We start from the raw sequence: 12,681 nt of genomic DNA on the forward strand, positions 1-12,681 counted from the left end.
GAACACGGATGCCGTACTAACTCGTTGCGGTGCTCTCTTCGATGCCGGTCTGGACCCGTCTCGTGCTTGCGGCGGGCCTTGCTCTCTGCGAGACGGCCCAAAAGACCAGGCTGGGGGCCATGGATGCAAGAATCGTTGCCATGAAGACGCGCGTGCCGGTTGCCTCGAAGCCGACATAGAAGGCCGGTGGAAGCAGAAGCAAGATGGGCAGAATGCGCGCCTGCGCTTGCGTTATGCGCCGGTTCAGCTGGAGATGATGGGCAACCTTCAAGTTTCGCAGAAGCGCGACTACCCATATCAGGATGTAGAAGGCGAGGCCGACAATGCCGTTCTCTACGATAATCCGTAGAAATTCGCCGTGAATGCTGACCAGGAGAAAAGACGGAAGAAAAGCGAACTCTCTTCGCATGATATCCGTGTAGGCGTTGGTGCCAATTCCGAAGAGCGGGTTTTCGGAAGACATGCGCTTCACCTGCTCGAACGAAAACTCTCGCGCGGCGTTGCTCAACGATGTGGGCATCTGTCCCTCTGCCATTGCTGAAAGAGAGATATCCGTGGTCGTGGGTTCCAGCAGCGTGTTTACCTGCCTGGTGATGTAGGGGTCATCGACTAGCGTCGCGAGAATCGAGAGAGCAAAAATGCCGGCGGCCAACACGGGAATGGCAGCCACGAAGCGGCCACGGCTGAGAAGTGCAACGGTAATGATGCCGAACGCGAGTAGCGCCTTGCGTTCGCCCGAAAGGAATACGGCAATGCCGACTACAATCCACAACGCCCAGTAAAGGCGTCGGCGGGCGTCGGGCGCGAACAGAATGAAAACCGACAACAACATGGGCAGGAAGGTAAAAGCCGCCTTGGGATCGTTGAGGCGTTTCCAGCCGGACCATTGCCCTTGCGAAATGTGCCAGCCGATATTGTAGATCATTACGCCGATCAGGCCGATGAGGAGTATTTTCCCCATGAGCTTGTAGTCGAGGCGATCGCCCACCGCGTTCAAGACGAATGCAAAGCCAAGGATCAGCGTTACCTGGAACAACTCGCGTATTCCGTTACCGGTGTAATACCCGAACGCGGAAAGCGTGTGGACGATAAAGAAAGGGAGGAGGATCAGAAAGCCGAGATCAAGCCTCGCCCTCATGAACAGCCTGGGCTGTATTGCCACGAGCAGCAGGATAAAGGCGACGAGAATGTCGAAGGGCCTCAGCTGGATAATGCCAAGACTCATTTTCGTGGCGAGAAAAAGTGTTACGGCGCTAACCGGAATAAGAAAATTCAGCATTCGGCCACATCTGAATTTTGACGTTCCGCCGAGAGCGGCCATGCTCGCTGTCCGCGCGGCCGGCCGCCCCGGTCCGAGAAAAGCTGAGCGTACACTTCATGAATTTTTTCGCCCATCACCCGTGCGTCCCAGGGAGACAGATCGGCATCGGCGCTTGCCTGTGAAAAGCGCGCCCGAAGGTCCGGGTTCTCGAGCAGCTTCTCGATTGACGATGCGAAGCCGGAGAAATCATCGGAGGCAACTACGTATCCATTCTCTCCGTGCCTTACCACCGCTTCGATGCCAGGAAGGCGCGTGACGACGATGGGCTTTCCGGCGAGACCGTATTGAACGATGGAGCGCGGCAAGCCTTCCCGCTGGGAGGTGAAGACACAAATGTCGCAAGCCGCGAGGACGCTCTCCACATCATTCCGAAATCCGAGAATCCGCACACGGGCTGCAAGTGCCGCCTCGTCGATCATTTTCTGGAGAAGGGGGCGTTCGGGGCCGTCACCGGCCATGACGAGCAGTGCGCTCTTATGGCGGCCGAGCAAGGGCAGCAAAGTTTGCAGAAGCTCCCTGTGACGCTTTCGGCGCTCGAGAACCGCCACATAGCCTATTACCACTGCACCCGGCGTTTCATGGCGCAGCGTGGCAATGTCGTTTGCCGGTGCGGCGCGGCGGAAGCGTTCGACATCCATGCCGCTCCGGACCACGAAATGATTTGTCACATTGCCCAATCCGTTCGCAAGACACAGGTCCCGCATACCGTCGCTCACATCGATGAAGGCATGTGTCCGCAGAGCTGCCACTTTTTCGAGCAGGAGATAAATTGTCCGTTTAAGAAACGGTTCGTCTGTGAAAGGAAGGATATGAACCCCGTGGACGACGGCGGCCCTCGGAACGGCCAAGGCGGCCAGGCGGCCCACGAACCCGGCCTTGCTTGTGTGAGTGTGGATAATGTCCGGACGGATTTTCCGGTAGAGTCGCGCGAGGCTCACAAGCGCGATCAGATCGTTGAAGGGAGATGCATCCCTCACCAAGGAGGGAACGGCAATGGCGTTTACCCTCGGATCGAGAAGGTCGAGCATCCGTTTCGTGAACTCGTTCCCGTAAAGGAGCCAGACTTCAAACCCAGCCTCAGCCTGATGATTGCAGGTCAGGAGAGTATTTTCGTCCGCTCCGCCGTTAACGAAACGGGTGATAACGTGAACAATTTTAGGCACGGGCTCGCTCATCCGCTCCACATGTCCCCGGGGTATCCACGGACTGTACTCTTTTGCTGACACAGCTTCAGTATCACAGAAATTCAGCCGATTTTCTTGTTCAATTTAGGGCGCAGCGGGAAGCGCCGTTATTGTTCCACGGCATCGGTAGCCACTTTTTAATGAATGGAATTGGCATTCATTTAAATGCAGAATGAAGCATTCGCGATGGCGGACCGGTCAGGAGATTTGCAATGGTTGCGTATGACAGGCAGACCTACAACGCTCCAAATCCAATGGCGCGTCTCGCACATCGGGCGCGTTACGGAAATGCGGATAGGCTTATCGCCAAGTATCTGAAGCCCGATGGCGTGATGCTCGATTACGGTTGCGGCGATGGACGTATGTTACGCCGCGTCCGGGAATTTGCTCCGGCCGCCGATCTCATCGGCTATGAACCCCTGATGCAGGGGGAAGGCGAGGGGTACAGGCGCTTTACGCATGAAGAAGACGCCAGAGGGTGTCGCTATGATCTGGTAACCGCCTTTGAGGTTCTGGAACACCTGTTGCCGGAAGACATCGGCAAATTTGTGACACTCACCAAGGACACCATCAAGGCCGATGGCCGTGTGATCATAAGTGTGCCGATCATGCTGGGGCCGGTTCTCATCCCCAAGGTGATAAATGCGCAGTTCATTCGCAAGTCAGCCTGGAAATACAGCTTTTCCGAACTTGTGCGGGGGGCGATTTTCCTCAAACCGGTGCCGCGTTACCACGGTTCGTAATATTTGTCGCATAAGGGCTTCGACTGGCGAGAGCTCCGGACGCAACTCATGCAAGAGTTCAAGCTTCAGGAGGAATGCTTTTCACCATTCCCCGCCTTGCCCTGGGGGTTAAACAGCCAGTGGTTCGGCGTGTTCTCCCCGCGCTAGCGGCCGACACTCGTATAGTCGAATCCGAGGGGAACGATTTCCTCTGATTTGTAGATATTCCGAAGGTCGATCATCACCCGCCGGCGAAGCGCTTTTCCAAGACGCTCGATATTGAGCGCACGATATTCGTTCCATTCGGTGATGATCACCACGGCATCTGCGTCCTTGGCTGTCAAATAAGGGTCATCACAATAGATCACGCTATCGGGCAAGAGGTGCTTTGCTTCCTTGATGCTTTGTGGATCGTGGGCCTGAACCGTGGCGCCGCGATCAATCAAGCCGGGCACGATATCGAGTGACGGTGCGTCCCGCATGTCGTCCGTTTCCGGTTTGAAGGCAAGGCCCAGAATGGCGATTGTCTTTCCTTTGACCGAGCCGCCACAGGCGCTCTCGATCTTGTCCACCATGCGCTTCTTCCGGGCGGCGTTGGCTTCCACGACCGCTTCGACGATGCGGGTGGGTGCCTGGTACTGTTCTGCGGTGCGAACGAGCGCCATGGTGTCCTTTGGAAAGCAGGATCCGCCATAGCCAGGTCCGGCATGAAGAAATTTGGATCCGATGCGCCGGTCCAGACCGATGCCTCTCGCGACATCCTGAACATTCGCGCCGGTTTTTTCGCAAATATCGGCCATTTCGTTGATGAAGGTGATCTTGGTCGCCAGAAAAGCATTGGCCGCATATTTGATAAGTTCAGCGGTGCGCCGGTTTGTGAACATTATCGGCGTCTCGTTGAGGTTGAGCGGGCGGTAAAGCTTTCGAAGAACTTCTCTTGCTCGCTCATCATCGGCGCCAACCACAACCCGGTCCGGCCGCTTGAAGTCGTCGATGGCAGCGCCTTCGCGCAGGAATTCAGGATTGGAGGCAACCGAAAAGTCAGCCTCCGGAGCGACGCGGCGGATGATCGCTTCAACTTCGTCGGCCGTACCGACGGGCACGGTGGATTTTGTCACAATAACCGTGTACCGCGAGAGCAGGGCGGCGATTTCCTCAGCTGCCGCATAAACATAGGAAAGATCGGCGTGACCATCTCCTCGGCGTGTGGGGGTGCCGACGGCGATGAAGACAGCATCGACATCTTTCATGGCGCTGGAAAGGTCGGTCGTGAAGGAGAGGCGGCCTGCGAAGCGGTTGCCATTCACCAGGACGTCCAATCCCGGCTCGTAGATCGGAATTTCCCCTTGGAGCAATGCGTTGATCTTCCGCTCGTCCTTATCGACACACGTGACCGTGTGGCCAAAGTCGGCGAAGCAGGCCCCCGAGACAAGCCCGACATAACCCGATCCAATCATTGCTATTCGCATACTACGCCTCTGCTCAAGTTTGCCTCCCGGTTACGTCATAGCGTTTTTGCGAACTTAAATGAAGCGTTCGCGCGGGCTGGGTTGCATTCACCCTCGCTTGTGGCCCATCTTCTCTCGTGATCGGCGGCTATTCATTCCAAGGGAACATGATGACGATTTTAGTGACAGGCGCTGCCGGATTTATCGGCAGTTATCTTTGCCACTATCTTCTCGACCGGGGTGACGAGGTGGTTGGCGTCGATGATCTTAATGATTATTACGACCCGGCTCTCAAGGCTGCACGGCTCGAACGGCTAACCGGCCGCAACGGGTTTTCTTTTGTAAGGGCCGATATTTCAGACAAGGATGCTCTCGCTGAAGCCGTCAGCGGGCGTCGTATTGCCAAGGTGGCGCATCTGGCCGCCCAGGCCGGTGTCCGGTATTCCCTTGAAAATCCGCGGGCCTATGTGCGGTCCAATCTGACCGGCCATCTTGAAATCCTGGAGCTGTGCCGGGGTCTCGGAACTGTCGAGCATCTGGTCTACGCCTCGTCCAGTTCGGTTTACGGCGGCAATGAGAAGGTGCCTTTCAGCGAGGCCGATCCCGTCGATCATCCCGTCTCGCTCTATGCGGCCACCAAAAAGGCCGATGAACTGATGAGCCATGCTTATGCTCATCTTTACGGCATCAAACAGACCGGATTGCGATTTTTTACGGTTTACGGGCCCTGGGGGCGCCCCGACATGGCCTATTGGATATTTACCGAGGCCATGCTCAAGGGAAAGCCCATCCGCGTCTTCAACGATGGGGATATGTGGCGGGATTTCACCTATATCGACGACATTATAAGCGGGACGGTGGCGGCACTCGACCATGCGCCTGCCGGCAAGGGGGCTCCCCACCGCATTTACAATATCGGGCACAATAAGCCCGAACGTCTCGGCCGCTTTATAGACATTCTGGAGGAAGTGCTGGGTGTGAAGGCGGTGCGCCAGTACGAGCCTATGCAGCCTGGCGACGTACCCCGGACGTTTGCGGATATTACCGCCATTGAGCGCGATCTCGGCTTCTCTCCCAAGACGGGTCTCCGCGAGGGCCTTGCCGCTTTCGCCGACTGGTATCGGGGCTATTACAGAATATAGCGAGGACTTGCGCGGAGGCCGGAAAAACGCTCAATTCCCTCGTTCCGAGGCCGGGTTTGGGCCGAGCATTTCGATGGGGAAAGAGTGTGACGGCTTCGAGACCGAAACGGGCCCTTATAACGGGCATTACCGGACAGGATGGCGCCTGGCTCGCGCGATTGCTGTTGGACAAAGGCTATATTGTCCACGGTGTGAAGCGCCGCTCTTCATCTTTCAATACCGGCCGCATCGACGATCTTTACCAGGATCCGCATCTCGATAGCGTGCGCCTGTTTTTGCACTATGGCGACCTGACCGACGCGACGAACCTGATCCGTATCGTGCAGGAAACCCAGCCGGACGAAATCTACAATCTTGCGGCACAAAGCCATGTCCATGTGAGCTTCGAAACACCCGAATATACCGCCAATGCAGATGCAGTCGGTACATTGCGCTTGCTGGAGGCGATACGCATTCTCGGCATGTCGGAGACGGTCCGGTTCTACCAGGCATCGACTTCGGAGCTCTACGGCAAGGCCCAGGAAACCCCGCAGAATGAGCGAACGCCTTTTTATCCCCGCAGCCCCTATGCCGTCGCGAAACTTTACGCTTTCTGGACCACGGTGAATTACCGCGAGGCCTACGGGATGCATGCCTCCAACGGCATATTGTTCAATCACGAGGGGCCGACGCGCGGTGAAACCTTTGTGACGCGCAAGATAACGCGGGCGGTGGCGGCCATTGAGCTTGGTCTGCAGGACGTTCTTTATCTCGGCAATATCGATGCGCGGCGCGACTGGGGTCATGCGCGCGACTATGCCGAGGGGATGTGGCGCATCGTTCAACAGGATGAACCGGACGATTATGTTCTCGCGACCGGCGAGACGCATTCCGTGCGCGAATTTGTTGAACTGGCGTTCGCGGAAGTCGGCAGGCATATCGCGTGGAAAGGCGAGGGCGCCGACGAAACAGGCGTGGATGCCGTAAACGGTAAAGTCCTTGTCCGAATCGACCCGCGCTATTTCCGGCCGACAGAGGTTGACGTTCTTTTGGGTGATCCGAGCAAGGCCCATCAGAAACTCGGCTGGCGGCATACGACTCAGTTCCCTGAACTGGTGGCCGAAATGGTCGCTGCCGATCTCAAGACGGTAGCCAGGGAAGCCAGCCGGATCGGGCGGCATGACTGAGCTTCAACCTGCTTGAGTTTTGTAAAACTCAGGTATTGTGGGGCTGGCAGCCAGCGGACATGGCATTCCCCTGCGGGCGTCGCGCCTGTTCATAACCAGATAGGTTCAGTATTTGGCGTTCGTTGAACATAGCAACGCTCCAGTGGAAGCGCCTGTTGCGCTGATTACCGGGATTACCGGCCAGGATGGCGGCTATCTCGCCGAGTTGCTGCTCGGCAAGGGATATATCGTCCATGGGCTAGCGCGCGCGCCGGCGCGGCTGGACCGGGCGAGGTTTTCCCGTTTCGGGGAGTTGCGCGGCCGGCTTCACCTTCACGTTTGTGACCTGCGGGACGGCGATACGCTTGAGAATGTGTTGCGTGTAGTGCGGCCGAACGAGATCTACAATCTCGCCGCGCAGACGCATGTTCAGACAAGCCTGGAAGATCCAGCCTATACGACCGACGTGAATGCAGCGGGCACCGTGCGGCTGCTCGAGATTTTGGTGAAATTGGGCCACGAGCGGCACAGCAGGTTCTTTCAGGCGTGCAGCTCGGAAATATTCGGCGATGCGCGGGGTGTTCCTCAAAACGAGAAGACGCCGCTCCATCCTCTCAATCCCTATGCGGCGTCCAAGCGGGCTGCATTCGAAGCGGCGGTCCATTTTCGCAATGCTACCGGCGTCTTTGCGTCGAATGGCATTCTGTTCAATCACGAAAGTCCCTATCGAAGTCCGTCTTTCGTAACGCGCAAGATATCGCTTGCCGTTGCGGCGAGCCAACGAGGGGAGAAAACCCCTCTGAGTTTAGGCAATCTCGATGCGCGCCGTGACTGGGGGCATGCCGGCGACTACGTTCGTGCCATGTGGCTGATGCTGCAGCGGGAGAAGCCGGACGACTTTGTTCTCGCGACCGGCGAGACTCATTCGGTAAGGGAATTTGTAGAGCTCGCTTTCGGGGTCATCGGCAGCCGGATCATATGGGAAGGATCGGGAGTGAGGGAGCGAGGCGTTGATGCCGCGAGTGGCCAGGTGCTTGTCGAAATCGATCCGGCCTTCTTCCGCGCCGCCGATGCCGGCATGACCCTTGGCGATGCATCCAAGGCAAGAGCCGAACTGGGCTGGCGCCCGGAAGTGGGCTTCGAAAATCTGGTGAGGGAAATGGTGATGGCGGATATCGAACGAATGGCTGCTCCGTCCGAAGCCGAGGCCAGGGTTGCGTCCGATTGACGCGGCCTGTCCATTAATTGCCTCCACTTTGGAACTCCTGTTCACTGCTTGTGTTTTCACAAGAGCTTGTATGCGGGGCGGATACAATCACGATCTATGGTGACAAAAGCCTGTCGTAAATGCGGGCCCCCGAGGCATTGGACCGAGGTGAACCCGTCAAGATACCGCCATGCTGCGGTAGTAGTAGCAAGCTGCCGCCGTCCGTTAACCTCACTATGCTTTGTGCGGATGCGAAGGGTCCTGTTATGCGCTATCGTTGGTACACACCGCGACTTGGAGAGACCGCTCAATGAGAGGGTTTGGCGACCAGACAGACGACGAGATCGTCCTCGCCGCACCGGGTGTAACAGGTGACGTCGCAGCGGCCGCGCGCAGCAGCAGAGAGGCTTATCCGGCCTCAGGCGACTTCCTCAAAGACCAGCCCCTTATCTCCAAGCAGGTGATTTCGGATATCACCATGTGTGCCGATGGCGTCATCATCTTTGTCGCCGCTCTGATTGCTAAATGGGCCTATATCGGCCAGTTCCTCGACCTTACGAGAAATTCAACCCCCTACGCGGTCATCGGCGGGGTGGGCGCGGTCCTTGCCGTTGCGATGCTGAAGTATCAGGGGATTTATCAGTTCAACGCATTGAGCAATGGGCGAGGCCAGAAGAGGCGGATACTGATAGGCCTCTTCGTCACAGCCTTGTTGCTCGTTGGTATCGGCTATCTCTTGAAAATTTCGGAACAATATTCCCGCGGCTGGTTTGTCGCGTGGTTCGGCCTATCCACGGTACTTGTTCTGTCGCTTCATTTTGCCGGTTCGCGCTTCCTCCAATGGCTGGTGGCCCTCGGCTCCTTCGCGCGGAACGTTGTTATTTATGGCAGCGGCGAAATCGCGGAAAGCGTCATACGCGGTATCGGTACGTCCTCCATGAACCTTCGCGTGATAGGCGTCTTTGACGACCTGCCACCGGACCAGATTCCCCGCGTTCCCGTGCGCGGTGGTCTGTCGGATTTGATCGTTTTCGGTCAGAAGCACAGGATCGACGAGGTTCTGATTGCCATGCCGCTGACGAGTGAGCTGCGAATTGCCAATTTGGTGGAACAGCTTTCCTTGTTGCCTACCGACATCAGGATTTGTCCGAGCGCTGCGGCATTCCGCATTCCGCCCAAGGGATTGCTCAACTATCAAGGGCTGGCGGTGCTCGAGCTGGAGCGGCGTCCGATGGATGGCTGGGCTCCCATCATCAAGAGCATTGAGGATCGCGTGCTTGCGGCGTTGCTGCTGATAGGCTTTGCGCCGCTGCTTCTTCTCGTTGCCGCCGCAGTAAAGCTCGACAGCCGGGGGCCGGTAATATTCAAGCAGAAGCGCCACGGGTTTAACCACGAGGTTTTCAACCTTTACAAGTTCCGGACAATGTATGTTGCGGAAGGTAGTGGCCGCGTCGTTCAGGCAACGCGTAACGATCCGCGCGTAACCCGTGTCGGACGGTTTCTGCGCAAGACGAGCCTCGATGAGCTGCCGCAGCTTTTCAACGTGCTCATCGGCGAAATGTCGCTGGTAGGACCGAGGCCGCATGCCATCGCGCACAATGAGTACTACTCGGCAGTTCTCGATCGTTATGCGAACCGCCACAAGGTGAAGCCCGGCATGACGGGTTGGGCGCAGGTCAAAGGCTATCGAGGCGAAACCGATACGCCCGAAAAGATGCGCCGCAGAGTCGAGCATGATCTCTACTACATCGAAAACTGGTCGGTGTGGCTTGATCTGAAGATCATCATAATGACGCCGTTCTACGGCTTCATCGGCAAAAACGCCTTCTAGGCTTCGGCGGCGTGTGCGTTCACGTTATTTGCGGGTCAATTCGTCGAGGACCGGCCGGAACTTGGGCGCTATATCCGGCCGCGACAGGGCAAGCGCCACATTGGCGGCGAGATAGCCGATCTTGTCGCCGCAATCATAGGTGGTGCCTTCGAAGCGGTAGGAGAAGAAATCCTGCTCGCCCATCAACGCAATCATCGCATCCGTCAGCTGAATCTCGCCGCCTGCGCCCGGCTTCTGCACGGCCAGCTTTGAAAAAACCTCCGGCTGCAGAATGTAGCGGCCGGAAATGATCAAGTTGGATGGCGCGTCCTCAACTTTCGGTTTTTCGACCATGCCGGTAACCCGATGCGTTTCATTACCGAGGTTTTCCGCGAGAGCGACTACGCCGTAGCGGTTGACGTGCTCATGGGGCACTTCTTCAACCGCGATCACATTTCCTCCATGAGCTTCGTAAACATCGACCATCTGGGCAAAGCAGCCACGGGCGCCATGGATCAGCATGTCGGGGAGGGCGAGAGCAAACGGCTCATCACCAATGATGTCACGTGCGCACCATACTGCATGGCCGAGCCCGAGCGGCTCTTGCTGGCGAACGAAGCTTGCTGTTCCGGCAGCAGGGCGGCTTTCTTGCAGCATTTCGAATTCTGCTTTCTTGCCGCGCGCCTTAAGCGTGGCCTCAAGTTCGTAAGCGAGATCGAAGTGATCCTCGATGGCGCCCTTGCCGCGTCCTGTCACAAATACAAAATGTTCGATACCCGCCTCGATCGCCTCTTCCACGGCATATTGAATGACCGGCTTGTCGACGACGGTCATCATTTCCTTTGGAATGACTTTGGTCGCCGGCAGAAAGCGGGTGCCGAGGCCGGCAACGGGAAAGACGACCTTGCGGATCTTGCGGGGGGAAGTGGTCATTTTGAAAGGTGCCCTGGCAGGTTCTCGTGAGATAACTCGCGACATCGATTCTGGTTTCGCATTTATCCCGGCTGCCCGCAAGTTACGCGGCTGAGGCTTGGATGCGTTAACCTAGAGGTGAAGCAGGATGAAATTTTCTCGCAAATCCACTATCCTGAAGCCTTGATGCCCGGGGGGCGCCTCGGGCGGTTCGATTGCAGCCTCATTTAAACGGGACGGGCGAGCGCATGATCTATCCGGTCATTCTGTCAGGCGGCGTCGGGTCGCGGCTTTGGCCGACGTCCCGTGCGCTTTACCCCAAACAGCTCCTCCCTCTCGTTTCCGAGCGCGCCATGCTGCTCGAAACGGCGTTGCGTGTCGTGGAGGATGCGCATTTCTCCGCGCCGATTATCGTCTCGAACGATGAACATCGTTTCATCATCGCGCAGCAGATGAGAGAAGCAGGTATCACGCCCTTCGCGCATATTCTCGAATCCCAAGGCCGGAACACGGCACCGGCTGCCGCTGCTGCTGCCGCCTTTGTGCAGGCGCGGGATCCGAAGGGCATCCTGCTTGTTCTGCCCGCCGATCATCACATCGCCGACGTTGCAGCCTTCCGTCGCGCAATCGCTCAGGGGGAAGCGCTCGCGGAAGCCGGAAAGCTCGTTACGTTCGGCGTCCTGCCGTCCGCGCCGGAGACTGGATACGGATATGTGAAGCGGGGACAGCCGCTTCCAGGCGGTGAGGCTTTCGCCGTCGAGCGGTTCGTTGAGAAGCCGGATCGGGCCAAGGCCGAAGCTTATCTCGCCGAAGGCGGCTATGACTGGAACGCCGGTATTTTCATGTTCCGTGTGGATCGCATTCTGGATGAAATGCGCGCCCATTGTCCCGAGATCGCGACCTGCGCCGCGGAAGCCGTGGTGAAAGGAGTGCTCGACCTCGACTTTCTCCGGCTCGATCCCCAGGCATTTAATGCCTGTCCCTCCGACTCCATCGACTATGCGGTGATGGAACATACATCGGAGGCCGCCGTCGTGCCGGTCGATATGGGCTGGAGCGATATCGGCTCGTGGTCGGCGCTGTGGGAAATTGGCGAAAAGGATGAGGGCGGCAATGTGCTCGCCGGCGACGTTATCGCGGTGAATACGCGCGACTCTTATATCCGGGCGGAATCGGGCCTTGTGGCCACGATCGGCGTCGACAATCTGGTTATCGTGGAAACTGGCGATGTTCTTCTCGTCGCTTCGCGGGACCATGTGCAGGATGTGAAGAAAGTGGTCGAGCGTATCGCTGCTGCCGGACGGATGGAGCACAAGGCGCATAACCGCGTTCACCGGCCATGGGGCTATTACGAGGCGCTGAATGCGGGCGAGCGTCACCAGGTGAAGCATCTGATGGTTCATCCGGGAGCGGCCCTTTCACTGCAGATGCATCATCACCGTGCGGAACACTGGGTGGTGGTGAAAGGACGAGCGCAGGTCACTGTCGGGGAAACCGTGAAAGTCCTCGAAGAAAATGAGTCCGTCTATATTCCGGTCGGCACTACCCACCGTCTCGCCAACCCCGGCGACGAACCGCTCAGCATCATCGAGGTTCAGTCCGGGTCTTATCTGGGTGAGGACGACATCGTCCGCTTTGACGATGTTTATGGGCGCGATGTGAAGAAGCCGGCTGCCGAATAGTCTCTACCGCGCTGCATATTGCTGTCGATTGGAACCAAAGCGGTTTTTGTTCTTGCGAGATTAGGTCCGTAACGGTTGCGTTTTACGGTAACCGAAAGGTTTTTTTAC

At 57.4% G+C, this 12,681-nt stretch carries 10 protein-coding genes; 6 read left to right on the plus strand and 4 right to left on the minus strand.

Features of this window, described 5'->3' with window-relative positions; translation table 11 throughout:
• Positions 1-16 precede the first annotated feature (16 nt).
• Positions 17-1,279 (minus strand): O-antigen ligase family protein, encoded by a 1,263-nt coding sequence (locus tag PLAV_RS09720; protein WP_012110829.1) that lies wholly within the window; start codon positions 1,277-1,279, stop codon positions 17-19.
• Complete coding sequence (locus tag PLAV_RS09725; protein WP_012110830.1) at positions 1,273-2,496, minus strand: glycosyltransferase family 4 protein; 1,224 nt, start codon at positions 2,494-2,496, stop codon at positions 1,273-1,275. Before PLAV_RS09725 ends, PLAV_RS09720 begins: the two co-directional genes overlap by 7 nt.
• Positions 2,497-2,717: 221 nt before the next feature.
• Between PLAV_RS09725 and PLAV_RS09730 the strand changes: the two genes are divergently transcribed.
• Positions 2,718-3,248, plus strand: a complete 531-nt coding sequence (locus PLAV_RS09730) for a class I SAM-dependent methyltransferase (protein WP_012110831.1) — start codon at positions 2,718-2,720, stop codon at positions 3,246-3,248.
• Positions 3,249-3,391: 143 nt separating this feature from the next.
• On the opposite strand, the gene PLAV_RS09735 is transcribed toward PLAV_RS09730, so the two are convergent.
• Complete coding sequence (locus tag PLAV_RS09735) at positions 3,392-4,696, minus strand: UDP-glucose dehydrogenase family protein (protein WP_012110832.1); 1,305 nt, start codon at positions 4,694-4,696, stop codon at positions 3,392-3,394.
• A 149-nt stretch (positions 4,697-4,845) separates the two neighbouring features.
• Between PLAV_RS09735 and PLAV_RS09740 the strand changes: the two genes are divergently transcribed.
• From PLAV_RS09740 to PLAV_RS09755, 4 genes are all read left to right on the plus strand, one after another.
• Positions 4,846-5,817 (plus strand): SDR family NAD(P)-dependent oxidoreductase, encoded by a 972-nt coding sequence (locus PLAV_RS09740; RefSeq protein WP_012110833.1) that lies wholly within the window; start codon positions 4,846-4,848, stop codon positions 5,815-5,817.
• 86 nt (positions 5,818-5,903) lie between these two features.
• Positions 5,904-6,983: a GDP-mannose 4,6-dehydratase gene (gene gmd, locus PLAV_RS09745; protein WP_012110834.1), complete on the plus strand. Its 1,080-nt coding sequence runs from the start codon at positions 5,904-5,906 to the stop codon at positions 6,981-6,983.
• A 142-nt stretch (positions 6,984-7,125) separates the two neighbouring features.
• The gene (gene gmd, locus PLAV_RS09750; protein WP_041535936.1) at positions 7,126-8,190 is read left to right on the plus strand and encodes a GDP-mannose 4,6-dehydratase; all 1,065 of its coding nucleotides are present in this window, start codon (positions 7,126-7,128) and stop codon (positions 8,188-8,190) included.
• 289 nt (positions 8,191-8,479) lie between these two features.
• Positions 8,480-10,000 (plus strand): undecaprenyl-phosphate glucose phosphotransferase, encoded by a 1,521-nt coding sequence (locus tag PLAV_RS09755; protein WP_012110836.1) that lies wholly within the window; start codon positions 8,480-8,482, stop codon positions 9,998-10,000.
• 24 nt (positions 10,001-10,024) lie between these two features.
• Here PLAV_RS09755 and galU read toward each other — a convergent pair whose 3' ends face one another.
• Positions 10,025-10,912 carry a UTP--glucose-1-phosphate uridylyltransferase GalU gene (galU, locus tag PLAV_RS09760; protein WP_012110837.1) on the minus strand — a complete coding sequence of 296 codons (888 nt, stop codon included), beginning with the start codon at positions 10,910-10,912 and terminating at the stop codon, positions 10,025-10,027.
• 227 nt (positions 10,913-11,139) lie between these two features.
• Between galU and PLAV_RS09765 the strand changes: the two genes are divergently transcribed.
• Complete coding sequence (locus tag PLAV_RS09765; RefSeq protein ID WP_012110838.1) at positions 11,140-12,573, plus strand: mannose-1-phosphate guanylyltransferase/mannose-6-phosphate isomerase; 1,434 nt, start codon at positions 11,140-11,142, stop codon at positions 12,571-12,573.
• Positions 12,574-12,681: the final 108 nt, after the last annotated feature.

The organism is Parvibaculum lavamentivorans DS-1 (assembly GCF_000017565.1).
Classification (GTDB): domain Bacteria; phylum Pseudomonadota; class Alphaproteobacteria; order Parvibaculales; family Parvibaculaceae; genus Parvibaculum; species Parvibaculum lavamentivorans.